The following is a 15514-nucleotide window of genomic DNA, read 5'->3' as shown; positions in this document are numbered from 1 at the left end:
CTGGCTGACTCTGGATTTATGACCATTCTTGCTTACCGAAGAGACATTGATGGCTTGCGTGCTGTCGCTGTCCTCGCAGTCGTGCTGTTCCACTTTGGCGTTCCGGGTGTTACTGGCGGCTTTGTGGGGGTCGATGTTTTTTTTGTGATTTCCGGCTTCCTGATTACCTCGATCATCTGGCGCGAACGCCAGGCCGGGCGTTTCAGTTTCGTGGACTTCTGGGCGCGCCGTGCCCGGCGTATCTTGCCGGCGTTGTTCGTGATGATGGCCGCGACACTGGCCGTGGGCTGGTTTTTGCTGGCGCCCAAGGACTATGAAGAGCTGGGGCGGTCGGCGCACTACCAGGTGATCTTCACCTCCAACCTGCTGTTTGCACGTCAGCACGGTTATTTCGATGCAGCCTCCGACATCAAGCCCTTGCTGCACACCTGGTCGCTGGCGGTGGAGGAGCAGTTCTACATCCTGTTCCCGCTGCTGCTGGCCCTGCTTTCAAGCCGTTTGAAACACTGGCGCCTGGCGTTGTTCGCGGTGCTGCTGGTGTCGTTTGGCATGAGTGTCTGGGCGGTTTCCCATCAGCCGCAGAAAGCCTTCTACCTGCTGCATATGCGTGCCTGGGAATTGCTGGCCGGCGCCATGCTGGCGGTCATGCCGAAGGTTGAGTGGCGCGCCTCGCCGCCCCTGGCGCAAGCGGTCAGCCTGGCTTCCCTGGCATTGATCCTGGCCGCCATATTCGGTTTCGACCGGCATACACCGTTCCCTGGCGCGGCCGCTTTGCTGCCGGTGCTGGGCGTGGTCGGGTTGATCTGGGCCAATGGGCAGCAAGCCACCTGGGTCGGGCGGCTGCTGAGTTCGCGGCTGATGGTGGGCCTGGGGCTTATTTCTTATTCCTGGTACCTGTGGCACTGGCCGGTGTTCGTGTACGCCAACTACGCAGCGGTTGATGGCTTGAGCGTGGCTGAATTGGCCGGGTTGATGCTGCTGAGCCTGGTGCTGGGTTATTTGTCCTGGCGCTTCGTGGAGGCGCCATTCCGGGAAAAACGTCTGCTGGCCGGACGCAAGGCGATCCTGGCTGGCGCCGCGGCCGGCATTTTGTGCCTCGGCCTAACTGGCCTGGCATTGCGGGAAGCCGATGGCGTGCCGTGGCGCCTGTCCGAACAGGCATTGCGTTATGCCCAGGCGAAGAAGTGGAGCCCGGAGCTGACGGCCTGCCTGGCGGACAAGAACACCCCGGATGAGCGGCTGTTCTGCCATTTCGGCCCACAAAGCCACTCGGTGTCCGCGCTGGTCTGGGGCGACAGCCACGCCACCGCATTGATTCCGGCGCTGAAGGATGCGGCCAAACGGCACGATATCAGTCTGGTCCAGGCCAGTTTCGCCGGTTGCGTACCGTTGGACGGTCTGGAGAACATCACCCAGTGCGCGCATTTCAACCAGCGCGTCGAGCAGGCCCTGGCCGCACAGTCGTTCAGCGATGTGGTGCTGGCGGCGCGCTGGAGCCTGTACCTCTATGGGCAGATATCGGGCGACAAGGAACATGCGCTCAAAGACCCGGGCACCGGCAAGTACGTGCGTGCCGTGGCCGAGCAGCGTTTCGAACAGGGCCTGCGTGAACGCATCCAGGGGCTGCGTGCCGCCGGGCACCATGTGTGGCTGATCAAGGAAGCACCGCTGCAGGAAATCATCGTGCCGTACCGCCTCAGTCGCCTGGCCATGATGCACCGGCCGGTGGACGGCGAAGGGCTCCCCGTGGCGGAGCACGAGAAGCGCCAGGCCTTTATCACTCGACTGTTTGACGAGCTGGCCGCCGCCGACAGTGGCGTCACCGTGCTGGACCCCGCGCCCCTGCTGTGCGGCGCCGACGGCCTGTGCCGGGTCGAGCTCGACGGCCGCGCGCTGTACACCGACGATAACCACCTCTCCGACGTCGGCGCGCGACACGTCCAGGCGTTCCTGGAACCGCTGTTCCGTTCGCTGCAATCACGGGGGCTGACGGCCAATTAAGCTGCCAGCCGTCCTCAGAGCAGGTAGGATGTACGCCTATTTTACGGGTGGCATGGTTAATGAAATTCAAGGATCTTCGGGATTTCGTGCAGCAACTTGAGCAGCGCGGAGAGTTGAAACGCATCCACGTGCCGGTTTCGCCGGTGCTGGAAATGACTGAGATTTGCGACCGTACCCTGCGCAACAAGGGCCCGGCGCTGCTGTTCGAGAACCCGACCGGTTTTGATATCCCGGTGCTCGGCAACCTGTTCGGCACCCCCGATCGCGTGGCCTTTGGCATGGGCGCCGAGTCGGTCAGCGAATTGCGCGAGATCGGCAAGTTGCTGGCGTTCCTCAAGGAGCCCGAGCCACCCAAGGGCTTGAAGGACGCCTGGTCGAAGCTGCCGATCTTCCGCAAGATCATTGCCATGGCGCCCAAGGTGGTCAAGGACGCGGTGTGCCAGGAAGTGGTCATCGAAGGCGATGACGTCGACCTGGGCATGCTGCCGGTGCAGACCTGCTGGCCCGGCGATGTCGGCCCGCTGATCACCTGGGGCCTGACCGTCACCAAGGGCCCGAACAAGGATCGCCAGAACCTCGGCATCTACCGTCAGCAAGTGATCGGCCGCAACAAGGTGATCATGCGTTGGCTGAGCCACCGCGGCGGCGCGCTGGACTTCCGTGAATGGTGCGAAAAGCACCCCGGCAAGCCGTTCCCGGTCTCCGTGGCCCTGGGCGCCGACCCGGCCACCATCCTCGGCGCCGTGACCCCGGTGCCGGACAGCCTGTCCGAATACGCCTTCGCCGGCCTGCTGCGCGGCAACCGCACCGAGCTGGTGAAGTGCCGTGGCAACGACCTGCAAGTGCCGGCCACCGCGGAAATCATCCTCGAAGGCGTGATCCACCCCGGCGAAATGGCCGACGAAGGCCCCTACGGCGACCACACCGGCTACTACAACGAAGTCGACAGCTTCCCGGTGTTCACCGTCGAGCGCATCACTCATCGGATCAAGCCGATCTACCACAGTACCTACACCGGCCGTCCGCCGGATGAGCCGGCGATTCTCGGTGTGGCGCTGAACGAAGTGTTCGTGCCGATCCTGCAGAAGCAGTTCCCGGAAATCACCGACTTCTACCTGCCGCCGGAAGGCTGTTCGTACCGCATGGCCATCGTGACCATGAAGAAGTCGTATCCAGGCCATGCCAAGCGGGTCATGCTCGGCGTGTGGTCGTTTTTGCGACAGTTCATGTACACCAAGTTCGTTATCGTCACCGACGACGACATCAACGCCCGCGACTGGAACGACGTGATCTGGGCCATCACCACGCGCATGGACCCCAAGCGCGACACGGTGATGATCGACAACACGCCGATCGACTACCTCGACTTCGCCTCGCCGGTCTCGGGCCTGGGCTCGAAGATGGGCCTGGATGCCACGCACAAATGGCCGGGTGAGACCACCCGCGAGTGGGGCAGGGTGATCGTCAAGGACGAAGCCGTGACGGCGCGTGTCGATGCGATCTGGAAAGAGTTGGGAATAGATTGATGCGTGTGACCCTGCAACCTTCCGGCGCCGTATTGGAGCTGGTCCCCGGTGAGCGAATCCTCGAAGGTGCGCGCCGCCTGGGCTACGAATGCCCGCAAGCCTGTCGCAATGGCGTGTGCCACGTGTGCGCGGCGCTGTTGGTGGACGGCCGGGTGCGGCAGTCCGGTGAAATACGCGACCACGGGGAGTTCTACACCTGCATCGCCGAGCCGCTGGAGGATTGTGTGGTGTTGTGGGATGGCGTGCTGGCGCCGGGAGAGTTGCCGTTGCGCAAGTTGTCGTGCCAAGTGAGTGAATGCGTGCAAGTCGGTGGCGATGTATGGCGCGTGCGCTTGCTCGCCCCGGCCGGCAAGGCCGTGCGTTACCACGCCGGGCAATACCTGATGATTGAACGGGATAACGGCGAGAAGTCGGCGTTTTCCCTGGCTTCGGCGCCCCACGCCGGACGCGAACTGGAACTGCACGTGCTGGCCCGCGAGGACAGCGCGCGCAATCTGATCGAGCAATTGCAGCGCAACCGGATGGCCCGCATCGAGCTGCCGTTTGGCGATACCCACCTGGCCGAGTTGCCCGATGGGCCGTTGGTGCTGATCGCCGCGGGCACCGGCATGGCGCAGATGCACAGCCTGATTGAGCACTGCCGCGCCACCGGCTTCAAACACCCGGTGCATCTGTATTGGGGCGTGCGGCGTCCGGAAGATTTCTACGAGATCGAGCATTGGGATCAATGGCTGCAGCTGCCCAACCTGTTCTTGCACAAAGTGGTCAGTGACCTGTGCGGCTGGGAAGGACGCTGTGGGCTGTTGCATGAAGCGGTGTGCGAAGACATCCACGACCTCAAAGGCGTGCATGTCTACGCCAGCGGTTCACCGGCGATGATCTACGGCACATTGGATGCGCTGGTGGCTGCGGGCATGGATGCACACCAGATGCGCGCCGACGTATTCGCCTACGCCCCGCGGCCCTGAAACCTGCGCCGGCTCTGGTGGAGGAGCTGGCGTTGCTGTCAGAAACGCACGCCGGTCGTGATCATCGCCGCATTGAACCCCAGCAGCACCAACTCCGCCGCCACCGGCCCGTAATGGGTGCCCACGGACGGTATGATCACCGGCGCCACGCCGAAACGGTTCAACGGGATTTTGTCGCGGTACTTGCCGCGATAGCCCTGGATCGCCCCGCCGGTCAGTTTCAGATACACCGGATAGTCGGTCATGTCATAGCGTTTGCCCGCGTAGACGTAGTACGAGCGTTGGCTGAACGAGTTGCGGAACGTCGCCGCCCCATACACCAAACCTGACGCTTCATTGCGCTCCAGGCCAAGCAAATCCTGGTTGTTGTTGTGGTCCGGGTCGGGGGAGAAGTGCCGGGTGTAGAGGCTGGTCTGCGCATACCAGAAGCCCTTGTCATCGTCGACGGGCGGGGTTTCGACAGCGAGAGCGGTGGTGGCCTGGGCCAGGAGCAGCAGGCCCGGCAATCGTAATTTTTTCATAGGTGCGACCTCGAGTAATCGGTGTGAGGGGTGACCGACTGAGTCGTGCCAGCTGCGCTATTTTGACGGTCAAGCGCTTTGCCGGGCTGAACCGGAGCTGAAAATACTGGGATTGCTTCTGGAGAATGCGGTGCTCGTTCAGCCTATTGTACTTTTTTGCCGTATGGTCACAGCAGCGCGTTTTATTACGGTAGAGTTGCTAACAATTGGTAACACATAGGAGGCGAGCCACTTTTCGCCATGACCGCCATCGAATCCGATCTTTTGCAATTGGCTTACCCTCCGCGGCTCGATCTGGGACCGCAACTCACGCACGAACAGTTGATGAACTCGATGCAGGCCACCATGGCCCGGCATAAGGGCGGGCCGGTCTGGCTATTCGCTTACGGTTCGCTGATCTGGCGGCCGGAATGTTCATCGACCGAGCGGGTTCGGGCGCGAGTCCATGGCTATCACCGTGGTTTGTACCTGTGGTCCCACGAGCATCGGGGTACGCCGGAGTTGCCCGGGTTGGTGTTCGGCCTGGATCGTGGCGGCTCGTGCAGCGGGTTTGCCTACCGCCTGCCGGAAGATCAGTTAGAAGCCTCGCTGTACGCCTTGTGGCAGCGCGAAATGCCTTACCCCTCCTATCGGCCGCACTGGCTCAGTTGCCGTCTGGAAGATGGCAGTCGGGTGCAGGCATTGGGGTTTGTATTGGAGCGGCACCTGCCGAGCTACGCTGGCAATCTGCCCGACATCGTGCTCAGCCATGTGCTGCAAAGCGCTTGCGGGCGTTACGGCACGACGCGCGATTATGTCGAGCAGACCGTCAACGCCCTGCGCAGCCACGCCATGCCAGACAAAAACCTGGAGGCGCGGCTCAAGCGTTGTGCCAAGGATTGCTCAGGCGATTAACGCGCCAAACGCAGGAAATATGAGCAAATGCATGTTCTCTACGAACATGTCGCGAATAGACAGGTGATGGTCGAGGACACCGCCCCTCCCACATTCAAGCGCATTTCACCTCGGCAGGCGGGTTTGCACGACCACCTTACCCACCGCCTTGCGCTGCCCCAGGTCATTGATCGCCTGGGCTGCCTGTTCCAGCGGATACACCTGCGACACCAGCGGTTTCAACTTGCCCTCGGCATACCAACCAAACAGCTGCTGGAAGTTCGCCGCATTGTCCTGCGGCTGGCGCTGGGCGAACGCGCCCCAGAACACTCCGACCACGGCCGCGCCCTTGAGCAGCGCCAGGTTCACCGGCAGCTCCGGAATGCGCCCGCTGGCAAAACCCACCACCAGCAGGCGGCCGTTCCAGGCAATGGCGCGGATGGCCTGGTCAAACAAGTCGCCGCCCACCGGGTCGTAGATCACGTCGGCGCCGTTCCCGTCGGTCAGGCGCTTGACCTCATCTTTCAGGCTGGCTTCGCTGTAGTTGATCAGCTCATCGGCGCCGGCGGCCTTGGCCACCGCCAGTTTGTCGGCGCTGCTGGCGGCGGCGATGACCCGGGCGCCCATGGCCTTGCCGATTTCCACGGCAGCCAGGCCCACGCCGCCGGAGGCGCCGAGGACCAGCAAGGTTTCGCCGGGTTGCAGGTTGGCCCGTTGCTTCAGCGCATGCATCGAGGTGCCGTAGGTCATGCTGAACGCGGCGGCGGTGTTGAAGCCCATGCTGGGCGGGATCGGCAGCACGTTATAGCCGGGCACCGCGACCTGCTCGGCAAAACTGCCCCAGCCGGTCAGCGCCATCACGCGGTCTCCTACCTTCAGGTGGCTGACCTTTTCCCCCACTTCACTGACCACGCCCGCCGCTTCGCCACCCGGCGAGAACGGGAACGGCGGCTTGAACTGGTACTTGCCCTCGATGATCAGCGTGTCCGGGAAGTTGACCCCGGCGGCATGCACGTCCAACAGGATTTCGTTCTTCTTGATCGCCGGGCTGGCGATGTCTTCCAGCACCAGGGTTTCGGCGGGGCCGAAGGCTTTGCACAGCACAGCTTTCATCGGACTATTCCTTTTGGTGTCGTGGCCGATAAGTGTAGGAGGGTATGCCCGTGGGTCAACGAGCATGCCCGGGCCTGATAAGTCGCCATAAGCTTGTGCTCTGCCTTGCTAGCGTTATGCTACTGGGCTACCGAATGTGAGGAATGAACTGTGAAAGCGTGGATTCTGTTGATGCTGGCCCTGACCTTGCCAATGGCGGCCCAGGCGCAAGAGGCGAAAGAAGGCGAGGCGCCGAAGGTCAGCTATATCAGCCTGGCCCCGCCGTTCGTGGGCAACTATGGCTTGGACGGTACGTCCAAGCTCAAGGTGTACAAGGCCGATATCGCTCTGCGTGTGACCGGCACCGAAGCGGCCGCCGCCATCAAAGCCAACGATGCGTTGATTCGTAATCAACTGGTGGCGCTGTTCACCCAGCAAACCAACGAGACCATGAGCACGGTTGAGGGTAAGGAAAAACTGCGCCAGGAAGCCCTGAAGCAGACCCAGCAAGTGATGAACGACGAAACCGGCAAGCCGGTGGTGGAAGACCTGTTGTTCAACAACCTGATCATCCAATAGTCACGGCGCGACGATCGCGAGCAAGCCCGCTCCCACAAGGGAATGCGTTCCACCTGTGAGAGCAGGCTTGCCTGCGATAGCGGCCGGGCAGGCACCTCAAGACGCCAGGCTCTTGCGGAACCGCGCCAGCGCCACCAAAAAGAACAGCAAGCCAATTCCCGCCAGCGCCAGCATGTCCGGCCACACCACGCTCATGCCCGCATCGCGGAACAGGATCGCCGCGCTCAGGCTCACAAAGTGCGTCGACGGCGAGGCCTGCATCACCCACTGCAACCATTCGGGCATGCTGTCCAGCGGCGTGCTGCCGCCGGAGAGCAACAGCATCGGGATGATCACTGGGATTGCCAGCAAGCCGAACTGCGGCGTCGAGCGGGCGAGGGTGGCGAGGAAGATCCCCAGGGCGGTGCTGGCAAACAGGTACAGCGCGGTCACGAACAGAAACAGGCTCAGCGACCCGGCCAGCGGCACGCCGAGCATGCCCTTGACCACCACTTCCAGTGACACCCAGGTACATAGCACCACCACCAGCAGGTTGCTCCAGATTTTCGCCAGCATGATTTCCAGCGCCGTCAGCGGCAGCACCAGCAAATGGTCGAGGGTGCCATGTTCGCGCTCGCGCAGCAGCGCGGTGCCGGTGAGCACGATGGCGAGGATGGTGATGTTGTTGACGATCTGGATGACTGCGAGGAACCAGCCGCCCTCCAGGTTGGTATTGAACAGCGCCCGCGTTGTCAGCAGCGCCGGCGCTTTGCTGGCGGAGTCGGCCTGGCCGCTGTAGGTCAGCAGCTCGCGTTGGAAAATCCGCCCGATGTAGCCGGCGCCCATGAACGCCTGGCTCATCGCCGTGGCATCGACGTTCACCTGCACATCGGGCTCGCGACCGGCCAGCAGGTCGGCCTGGAAATTCGCCGGTACGTTGATCACGAACGTGTACTGGCCGCTGTCCATGACCTTATCCAACTGGTCATACGCCAACGGCACGGGTGACTGGAACTCGGGCGGCTGCAACGCCTCGGCCATCTGCCGCGAGATCGCGCTGTGGTCCTCGTCGACAAACGCCACGCTGGCGTTGTGTACGCCAATCACCGAGCCGGCCGCGGGCATGTAGATCGCGACCGTGAAGGCGTAGAACAGAAACAGCAGCAGCACGCTGTCGTGGCGCAGGCTGGTCAGTTCCTTGATCCCCAGGCGCAGGATGTGCGCGAACTTATGCATCAAGCCTCCTGCTTCTTCAGCATGATCAGGCTAAGCCCGGTAAACCCGAGGAAAAACCCGAACAGCGCCAGGCACTGCGGCCACAGTTGCCGCAGGTCGAGGGCCTTGGTGAACGTGCCCACCGCAATATCGAGAAAGTGCCCCGCCGGAAACAGCGTGCCCATCACCGCCGCCGCACCTTCCAGGGACGAGCGCGGCACGATCAGCCCGGAGAACTGAATGGTCGGCAGGCTGGTGATGATCATGGTGCCGAGGATCGCGGCGATCTGGGTGCGGGTGAACGCGGAAATCAGCAGGCCCATGCTGGTGGTGGCGAGCACGTACAGCAGGCCGCCGAACGCCAGGGTCAGGCCGCTGCCCTTGAACGGTACGCCGAACAGCCAGCGGTTCATCGCGACCAGCACCGCCAGGTTGATCAGGCTCACGGCCAGGTACGGGGTCTGTTTGCCCAGCAGGAATTCCAGGCGGGTCAGGGGCGTGGCGTAAAAGTTGGTGATCGAACCCAGTTCCTTTTCGCGCACGATGCCCAGGGCGGTGAGCATCGCCGGGATGAAGGCGAGGATCAGTGCCATCACGCCTGGGCCGATGGCGTTCACACTGACCACATCCTGGTTGTAGCGAAAGCGGGTTTCGAGCTTGGCCGCGCCTTGGCTGTTCTGCGGCTGGCTGCTCAGCTCGGCCAGTTGCTGCAGGTTGGCCTGGTGGACCGCTTCTACATAGTTCCGGCTGGTTTCCGCGCGAAACGGCATGCCGCCGTCGAGCCAGGCCGCCACGCTGGGTTGGCGGCCGGCGTAGAGGTCACGACCAAAACCGGGCGGGATTTCCAGGGCCAGTTTGATTTCCGAACGTTGCAGGCGCCGGTGCAGTTCGTTGGCATCCTGGATCGGCGTTTGTTCGGCGAAATAGCGTGAGCCGCGAAACGCCTCCAGGTAGGCGCGGCTTTGCGGGGTCTGGTCCTGGTCGTAGATGGCGAAGGCGAGGTTTTCCACGTCCAGGGAAATGCCGTAGCCGAAGATCACCATCATGAACATCGCCCCGAGCAGGGCGAAGGCCATACGCACCTTGTCGCGCAGCAGTTCCTTGCCTTCACGGCTGGCCACGGCCAGCAGGCGCGACAGGCTGAAGCCGCGCTTGCTCACCGGCGGCGCGCTGGTTTCGCTGACGGTGGCGGTGGGCGCGGTGGGTTCGGCCTCGCCCTGGGCTTGCTCCAGGCACGTGACGAACGCGGCTTCGAGGGTGTCGCCGTGGAATTGCTGCTGCAGCGCGTCGGGCGTGTCGCAGGCGAGCACCTTGCCGGCGTGCATCAGAGAGATGCGGTCGCAACGCTGGGCTTCGTTCATGAAGTGGGTGGACAGAAAGATCGTCACCCCTTGTTCGCGCGACAGTTCGATCAGCAGCCGCCAGAAGTCATCCCGCGCCGCCGGGTCGACGCCCGAGGTCGGCTCATCGAGGATCAGCACTTCAGGACGATGCAGCACCGCCACGGCCAACGACAAGCGCTGACGCAAGCCGAGGGGCAGTTCGCCCGACGGCTGCTCGGCCACCTCGCTGAGGTCGAAACGCTGGATCAGCTCGTCGATCCGCTTGCCGCTGTCGACCTTGGGCAAATCGAACAACTGTGCGTGCAGCACCAGGTTCTGAAGCACGCTGAGTTCGCCATACAGCGAAAAGCTCTGCGACATGAAACCCACACGCTTGCGGGTGGCCAGGTCCTTGGCGTTCACCGGGTTGCCCAGCAACGTGGCACTGCCCTCGGTGGCCGGCATCAGGCCGGTGAGGACTTTCATGGTGGTGGTCTTGCCGCAGCCGTTGGAGCCGAGAAAACCGAAGATCTCGCCCCGGCCGATGGCGAAGCTGACTTTATCGACGGCGGTGAAGTCGCCAAAGCGCAGGGTCAGGTCGTGGGCTTCGATGGCGATATCGGTGTTGTTGCCTGCGCGCGGCGGGATGACCAGCGGCTGGTTGTCGTGGGCGCTGTCGCCCTGGAAGTGGGTGAAGGCTTCGTCCAGTTTGCCGCTGGGGGTCACTGCCGCCAGCTCACTGCTCAAACCGTCGGCGATCAGTTTGCCGCGGTCGAGCATCAGGCAATGTTCAAACTGCTCGGCCTCTTCCATGTAGGCCGTGGCCACCAGCAGCGTCAGTTGCGGGCGCTCGCTGCGCACGGTTTCGACCAGCTCCCAGAAGCGCCGACGGGACAGCGGGTCGACCCCGGTGGTGGGCTCGTCGAGGATCAGCAGGTCCGGGTCGTGGATCAGCGCGCAGCACAGGCCGAGTTTCTGCTTCATCCCGCCGGAGAGTTTGCCGGCCGGCCGTTCGGCGAAGCGCTCGAGGTCGGTGGCCAGCAGCAGGTTGTGCATGCGCTGGTCGCAATCGGCTTTGGACAGGCCGAACAGCGTCGCAAAGAAGCGGATGTTTTCGCGGATGGACAGTTCGGGGTACAGGTTGCCGCCCAGGCCTTGAGGCATGAAGGCGATGCGCGGGTACAGGCTGTTGCGGTGGCGGCGGTTGGTGATGGAGCCGCCGAGCACCTCCAGTTGGCCGTCCTGGAGTTTTTTAACCCCGGCGATCAAGCCCAGCAGGCTCGACTTGCCGGCGCCATCCGGGCCGATCAGCCCGCAGCGCGTGCCGGCGGGCAGGCTGAAGGCGATATCGACCAGCGCCTGTTGTTTGCCGTAGCGGTGCTGGATGCCGGTGGCGTGCAGCGCCAGATCGGTCATTGCAGGTTGGCCGGCCATGGGATGTCAGCCGTGCGAATGTAGCCGGCGCCGGGCATGCCCGGTTTGGCCTGCGGCACGGCGCTGGGTTGGGTCAGGCGCAATTTGACGCGGAATACCAGTTTCTGGCGTTCATCGCGGGTCTCCACCTCTTTGGGGGTGAACTGCGATTTGGCCGCGACGAAGCTGATTTTGGCCGGCAACGATTGGCCGGGGAGCGCGTCGAGGAGGATGCGCGCATCGCTGCCGACGGTCAGGGCGCCGGTCACCGAGGCGGGCAGGTAGAGGTTCATGTACTGATCCTCGGGGTCGATCAGCAGCAATACGCGCCCGCCGGCACCGAGCACTTCGCCCGGCTCGGCCAGGCGCAGTTGGATAATGCCGTCGATGGGCGCGCGCAGGCTGCTGTCGTCGATTTCGCTGGTGAGCTGTGCCACCTGGGCCTGGGCGGCGCCGATGGCGGCCTTGGCCGAATTGACCTGGGCCTGGGCGGCGACCACGGCCGCATTCCCGGTGTTCTGGCGCGCCTGCTGTTGGTCGATCAGTTGGCCACTGGCGAAGCCGCGCTTGTACAGCTCCTGGGTCCGCTGGAGTTCCTGGTGGGCGAGCAGTTGTTCGCTCTGACGCAATTGCACATTGGCCTCGGCGGCGGCGAGGTTTTCTCTGGCCCGCAGCACTTCGGCTTCGGCCTGGGCGCGCTGGGCTTCCAGGGTGCGGGTGTCCATGCGCGCGAGCAGTTGGCCCTTGAGTACCTTGTCGCCTTCATCCACCCGCACTTCTTCCAGACGCCCGGGGATCTTGGCGGCGATCTGCACTTCGGTGGATTCCAGGCGGCCATTACCCATGCTCAAGCCTTCGGGCAGGCGGTCCTGGGTGGATTTCCAGTAACCGAAACCGCCAGCGGCGAGCAGCAACACAATCAGGAGGGTGGCAAACAGCTGGGAGGTGCGGTGGTTCGTGGACATAGATGCTTCCTGCGGTGTTAGCGTCCTAGTCTGACGGGTTCGGCCCGAGGGCGCTTGATGCGGGTCAAATGAAGCGCAAGCCTAACCCGGTTGCGCTGCAGATGCATGCGTCGGGCGCGTGACTGCAAGGTTCTGCGGTTCAGCCCAGCGCGAGGACCGCCGACCATTGCTCGGCGGTCACCGGCATCACTGACAGACGGCTGCCTTTTTGCACCAGGGGCAGTTCGGCCAGGGCGGTTTGCTGCTTCAGATAACCCAGGCTGAGCACCTTGGGAAACGTCTGGACGTGGGCCACGTCGATCGCGCTCCACGGGTTTTTGTCCGGGCTGGCCTTGGCGTCGAAATAGTGGCTGGAAGGTTCCAGCGCGGTGGGGTCGGGATACGCCGCCACGACGATTTTGCCGATGCCGGTAATGCCAGGCTCGGGGCAGCTGGAGTGGTAGAAGAAAAACTCATCGCCCACCGCCATCGCACGCAGAAAGTTGCGCGCCTGATAGTTGCGAACCCCGTCCCATCGCGCTTCGCCGAGGTGTTCCAGGCCGGTGATGGAGAGTTCGTCGGGCTCGGATTTCATCAGCCAGTAGGCCATTGGGGGGCTCCTGAAAAAGGCGTTGGACAGGTTGTGGGGCAATTGCGTGACAAACCGACGGTCGGTTGGCGTCAAGGTTTGCGTGTTGGTTCACGTTAACGCAGAATGCCGGGATTTTAAGCTTGACGCAGCTGCAACGGACTACTTTGGAACGTTGTTGTCATCGTGTACGAGGTGCCTGAAGGGGGGCAATCGATGCAACGCAAACCGGATTTACTATGGATACTGGTTATTTTGTTTGGTCTGGGCGTCGTGACCACCGGGTATGCGCAAAGCTTATGGTCGAACAAGACCGATGCGCCCGTTGAACTGACCCAGCAGCCGCTACAACCGTTCAAGCGTTAACCCTTCTTCAGGGCGTCGCGGGTTCCAGCGACGCCTGTGCGATATACCACTGCTTATCGGTGACGGTGCCCGCCAACGGCACATCCCAACTCGCCTGCACCAGCTGTTCGACTTTCTGGCATTCATGGGCCAGGCCCAGCAGCGTCGGCTTGCGCCAGTGCTGGCGGCGCGCCAGGTAAGCCAGGCTGCGGTCATAAAAACCGCCACCCATGCCCAGCCGTCCCCCCGCGTCATCGAACCCCACCAACGGCAATAGCACCAGGTCCAGCGCCAAGACTTTGCGCTGGCGGCGGACATTCACCCGTGGTTCAAGAATGCGAAAGCGATTGGGCTGCAACTTCTCCCCGGGGCGAACGCGCTGGAACACCATCTTGGTCCGTGGCCAGGCGCTGAGCACCGGCAGGTAAGTGGCCTTGCCCCGCCGCTGAGCCGCACGCAGCAGCAAGCGCGGATCGATTTCACCGTCCGTCGGCAGATACAGGGAAATATGCTTGGCCCGGCGAAACAGCGGGTGCTGTGCCAGTTGCCGATACACGCCTTGGGCGGCTTTTCGCTGCTCGCTTGGCGTGAGTGCGCGGCGGGCGTTGCGCAACATGCGTCGAAGTTGCGGACGGGAAAGCGGCGCAGGTTCGGTCATGGTTTTTCGGCTCATAAAACAATGCCAGTCCTGGGACTGGCATTGAGTTTGGGATTCAGGCTCCCCGACAGAACCGCTGTCGACTAAGCCCTTGAACCCGAAAGTTCAAGGTGGAAGAAGCAGTAGGCTTTAAGGCTTTCCGTCTAGCGGACATGCACACCAGCCAAACGTGCAACTTCCAGGGTAGTGCGAATCGGCTCCGGGACATCGCCGACTGGCAAGCACGCCAGGGAGTGGGGCGAGTATACCTTAAACAGATGCGGCAATCAGCCCTTGGATGTGTCGGAATCGTTGGACAGTGCCAGGTCCACACGCTCCAGCAGGTCACGTACCTGCTCGCGCGTCGAGCCGCTGGCCTGCACGTCCGGGCGTTCCTGCTTATGCAGCAGATCGTGGGTGATATTCAACGCAGCCATCACGGCGATGCGGTCGGCGCCGATCACTTTGCCGCTGCTGCGGATTTCACGCATCTTGCCGTCCAGGTAGCGGGCGGCGCTCACCAGGTTGCTGCGCTCTTCCTGGGGGCAGATGATCGAATATTCTTTGTCGAGAATCTGCACGGTGACGCTATTGCTTGAACTCATGAGTCTTGCTCCAGGGCCTTCAGGCGCGAAATCATCGACTCGACCTTACGCCGGGCGATTTCGTTTTTTTCAATGAGGTGAGCGCGTTCCTCGCGCCAGGTCTTTTCCTGAGCTAATAGGAGTCCGTTTTGCCTCTTTAGTTGCTCGACCCGATCAATTAGCAATTCGAGTCTGGCCATCAGCGCTTGCAGGTCGGTGTCTTCCATTGGGTTCCACTGGATTTGTCTGATGAATGGCAACTGCAGAATAAACGATCTGACGCCCTTGATAGTCTGGTGCGTCTGCCGGTGCTAGGATACAGCGCTTCATTCTAGACATTGCGCCGTCTGGCGCCTAGCTCACCATGCCCATTCAGAACTCCCCGTACGACGCTTTTACCAAACTGCTGAGCTCCAGCGGTCATCCTTGCTCGCCCGCCGAACTGCACGGCGTGTTGTTGGGCCGCAGTTGCACCGGTGTTGGCTTTGACGCCGACAATTGGCTGGCCGATGTGGCCGAACTGCTGGAAACCGAGCCCTCCGAGAACGTGCGTAACGCGCTGATCGGCCTGCAGGAAATGGTCAAGGGCGAGCTGACCGGTGATGACGTCACCGTGGTCCTGCTGCTGCCGACCGACGATGCACCGCTCACCGAACGTGCTGCCGCGCTGGGCCAATGGTGCCAGGGCTTCCTCCATGGCTTTGGCGTGAATGCCGGCGGCCTGGAGTTGAGCACCGACGCCAAGGAAGTGCTGCAGGACCTGGCGGCCATCTCCCAGGTGCAAGATGCCCTGGAAGAATCCGAAGACGGCGAAGGCGACTACATGGAAGTCATGGAATACCTGCGCGTCGCGCCGCTGCTGCTGTTCACCGAGACCAAGAAGTCCGCTGAACCGGCCACCCCCAAGCCGTCGCTGCACTGAGAAA

At 62.6% G+C, this 15514-nt stretch carries 16 protein-coding genes and 1 other RNA gene; 7 read left to right on the top strand and 10 right to left on the bottom strand.

Going from position 1 to position 15514, the window contains the following annotated elements; genetic code table 11:
- The first annotated feature begins 18 nt into the window (after window positions 1-18).
- Genes NR164_RS04865 through NR164_RS04855 form a run of 3 tightly spaced genes read left to right on the top strand, consistent with a single transcriptional unit; the run spans window position 19 to window position 4495 of the window.
- Window positions 19-2001 carry an acyltransferase family protein gene (locus NR164_RS04865; protein ID WP_256822376.1) on the top strand — a complete coding sequence of 661 codons (1983 nt, stop codon included), beginning with the start codon at window positions 19-21 and terminating at the stop codon, window positions 1999-2001.
- Window positions 2002-2060: 59 nt separating this feature from the next.
- Complete coding sequence (gene ubiD, locus NR164_RS04860; protein ID WP_046381692.1) at window positions 2061-3527, top strand: 4-hydroxy-3-polyprenylbenzoate decarboxylase; 1467 nt, start codon at window positions 2061-2063, stop codon at window positions 3525-3527.
- Window positions 3527-4495, top strand: coding sequence for a CDP-6-deoxy-delta-3,4-glucoseen reductase (locus NR164_RS04855; RefSeq protein WP_017845123.1), 969 nt, complete (start codon window positions 3527-3529; stop codon window positions 4493-4495). The genes ubiD and NR164_RS04855 overlap by 1 nt, the downstream gene beginning before the upstream one ends.
- A gap of 38 nt (window positions 4496-4533) precedes the next feature.
- Here NR164_RS04855 and NR164_RS04850 read toward each other — a convergent pair whose 3' ends face one another.
- The gene (locus NR164_RS04850; protein ID WP_256822375.1) at window positions 4534-5016 is read right to left on the bottom strand and encodes a sn-glycerol-3-phosphate transporter; all 483 of its coding nucleotides are present in this window, start codon (window positions 5014-5016) and stop codon (window positions 4534-4536) included.
- A gap of 240 nt (window positions 5017-5256) precedes the next feature.
- On the opposite strand from NR164_RS04850, the gene NR164_RS04845 reads away from it, so the two are divergent.
- Window positions 5257-5910 carry a gamma-glutamylcyclotransferase gene (locus tag NR164_RS04845; protein ID WP_017845121.1) on the top strand — a complete coding sequence of 218 codons (654 nt, stop codon included), beginning with the start codon at window positions 5257-5259 and terminating at the stop codon, window positions 5908-5910.
- Between the two features lie 105 nt (window positions 5911-6015).
- On the opposite strand, the gene NR164_RS04840 is transcribed toward NR164_RS04845, so the two are convergent.
- Window positions 6016-7002, bottom strand: coding sequence for an NADPH:quinone oxidoreductase family protein (locus NR164_RS04840; protein ID WP_017845120.1), 987 nt, complete (start codon window positions 7000-7002; stop codon window positions 6016-6018).
- A 150-nt stretch (window positions 7003-7152) separates the two neighbouring features.
- Here NR164_RS04840 and NR164_RS04835 point away from each other — a divergent pair, with 150 nt between their 5' ends.
- A complete protein-coding gene (locus tag NR164_RS04835) occupies window positions 7153-7560 on the top strand; it encodes a flagellar basal body-associated protein FliL (RefSeq protein WP_046488859.1) in 408 nt (135 codons plus the stop codon).
- Between the two features lie 96 nt (window positions 7561-7656).
- Here NR164_RS04835 and NR164_RS04830 read toward each other — a convergent pair whose 3' ends face one another.
- The 4 genes from NR164_RS04830 to NR164_RS04815 form a co-directional block, all read right to left on the bottom strand.
- On the bottom strand, window positions 7657-8775 hold the full coding sequence (locus NR164_RS04830) for an ABC transporter permease (RefSeq protein WP_046381693.1): 1119 nt from the start codon (window positions 8773-8775) through the stop codon (window positions 7657-7659).
- Window positions 8775-11492 carry a ribosome-associated ATPase/putative transporter RbbA gene (gene rbbA / locus NR164_RS04825; protein WP_256822432.1) on the bottom strand — a complete coding sequence of 906 codons (2718 nt, stop codon included), beginning with the start codon at window positions 11490-11492 and terminating at the stop codon, window positions 8775-8777. The genes NR164_RS04830 and rbbA overlap by 1 nt, the downstream gene beginning before the upstream one ends.
- Window positions 11489-12454 carry an HlyD family secretion protein gene (locus NR164_RS04820; protein ID WP_046381694.1) on the bottom strand — a complete coding sequence of 322 codons (966 nt, stop codon included), beginning with the start codon at window positions 12452-12454 and terminating at the stop codon, window positions 11489-11491. The genes rbbA and NR164_RS04820 overlap by 4 nt, the downstream gene beginning before the upstream one ends.
- A 139-nt stretch (window positions 12455-12593) precedes the next feature.
- Window positions 12594-13043 carry an EVE domain-containing protein gene (locus NR164_RS04815; protein WP_256822374.1) on the bottom strand — a complete coding sequence of 150 codons (450 nt, stop codon included), beginning with the start codon at window positions 13041-13043 and terminating at the stop codon, window positions 12594-12596.
- 195 nt (window positions 13044-13238) lie between these two features.
- Here NR164_RS04815 and NR164_RS04810 point away from each other — a divergent pair, with 195 nt between their 5' ends.
- Window positions 13239-13388, top strand: a complete 150-nt coding sequence (locus tag NR164_RS04810) for a hypothetical protein (protein ID WP_090234720.1) — start codon at window positions 13239-13241, stop codon at window positions 13386-13388.
- Between the two features lie 7 nt (window positions 13389-13395).
- Here NR164_RS04810 and NR164_RS04805 read toward each other — a convergent pair whose 3' ends face one another.
- The 4 genes from NR164_RS04805 to NR164_RS04790 all read right to left on the bottom strand — a co-directional run bounded on the left by NR164_RS04805 (window position 13396) and on the right by NR164_RS04790 (window position 14815).
- Window positions 13396-14025, bottom strand: coding sequence for a 5-formyltetrahydrofolate cyclo-ligase (locus NR164_RS04805; RefSeq protein WP_057003989.1), 630 nt, complete (start codon window positions 14023-14025; stop codon window positions 13396-13398).
- Between the two features lie 57 nt (window positions 14026-14082).
- A non-coding RNA gene (gene ssrS, locus NR164_RS04800) (6S RNA) lies at window positions 14083-14261 on the bottom strand.
- 30 nt (window positions 14262-14291) lie between these two features.
- A complete protein-coding gene (locus NR164_RS04795) occupies window positions 14292-14609 on the bottom strand; it encodes a cell division protein ZapA (RefSeq protein WP_017845112.1) in 318 nt (105 codons plus the stop codon).
- On the bottom strand, window positions 14606-14815 hold the full coding sequence (locus NR164_RS04790; RefSeq protein WP_017845111.1) for a TIGR02449 family protein: 210 nt from the start codon (window positions 14813-14815) through the stop codon (window positions 14606-14608). Before NR164_RS04790 ends, NR164_RS04795 begins: the two co-directional genes overlap by 4 nt.
- A gap of 137 nt (window positions 14816-14952) precedes the next feature.
- Between NR164_RS04790 and NR164_RS04785 the strand changes: the two genes are divergently transcribed.
- Entirely contained in the window at window positions 14953-15510 is a 558-nt protein-coding gene (locus NR164_RS04785; protein WP_017845110.1) for a YecA family protein, read from the top strand.
- Window positions 15511-15514: the final 4 nt, after the last annotated feature.

Source organism: Pseudomonas sp. Pse79 (genome assembly GCF_024519615.1).
Lineage (GTDB): Bacteria > Pseudomonadota > Gammaproteobacteria > Pseudomonadales > Pseudomonadaceae > Aquipseudomonas > Aquipseudomonas veronii.
Note: the sequence above shows the minus strand (reverse complement) of the source record. Positions and strands in the feature narration are given on the sequence as shown.

Bases quoted from the DNA above. Each gene is read 5' to 3' on its own strand.
- NR164_RS04805 (WP_057003989.1), bottom strand. From the start codon at position 14,025: ATGACCGAACCTGCGCCGCTTTCCCGTCCGCAACTTCGACGCATGTTG.
- NR164_RS04820 (WP_046381694.1), bottom strand. From the start codon at position 12,454: ATGTCCACGAACCACCGCACCTCCCAGCTGTTTGCCACCCTCCTGATT.
- NR164_RS04790 (WP_017845111.1), bottom strand. From the start codon at position 14,815: ATGGAAGACACCGACCTGCAAGCGCTGATGGCCAGACTCGAATTGCTA.
- NR164_RS04850 (WP_256822375.1), bottom strand. From the start codon at position 5,016: ATGAAAAAATTACGATTGCCGGGCCTGCTGCTCCTGGCCCAGGCCACC.
- NR164_RS04840 (WP_017845120.1), bottom strand. From the start codon at position 7,002: ATGAAAGCTGTGCTGTGCAAAGCCTTCGGCCCCGCCGAAACCCTGGTG.
- NR164_RS04830 (WP_046381693.1), bottom strand. From the start codon at position 8,775: ATGCATAAGTTCGCGCACATCCTGCGCCTGGGGATCAAGGAACTGACC.
- NR164_RS04865 (WP_256822376.1), top strand. From the start codon at position 19: ATGACCATTCTTGCTTACCGAAGAGACATTGATGGCTTGCGTGCTGTC.
- NR164_RS04845 (WP_017845121.1), top strand. From the start codon at position 5,257: ATGACCGCCATCGAATCCGATCTTTTGCAATTGGCTTACCCTCCGCGG.
- NR164_RS04795 (WP_017845112.1), bottom strand. From the start codon at position 14,609: ATGAGTTCAAGCAATAGCGTCACCGTGCAGATTCTCGACAAAGAATAT.
- NR164_RS04810 (WP_090234720.1), top strand. From the start codon at position 13,239: ATGCAACGCAAACCGGATTTACTATGGATACTGGTTATTTTGTTTGGT.
- NR164_RS04855 (WP_017845123.1), top strand. From the start codon at position 3,527: ATGCGTGTGACCCTGCAACCTTCCGGCGCCGTATTGGAGCTGGTCCCC.
- rbbA (WP_256822432.1), bottom strand. From the start codon at position 11,492: ATGACCGATCTGGCGCTGCACGCCACCGGCATCCAGCACCGCTACGGC.
- ubiD (WP_046381692.1), top strand. From the start codon at position 2,061: ATGAAATTCAAGGATCTTCGGGATTTCGTGCAGCAACTTGAGCAGCGC.
- NR164_RS04785 (WP_017845110.1), top strand. From the start codon at position 14,953: ATGCCCATTCAGAACTCCCCGTACGACGCTTTTACCAAACTGCTGAGC.
- NR164_RS04815 (WP_256822374.1), bottom strand. From the start codon at position 13,043: ATGGCCTACTGGCTGATGAAATCCGAGCCCGACGAACTCTCCATCACC.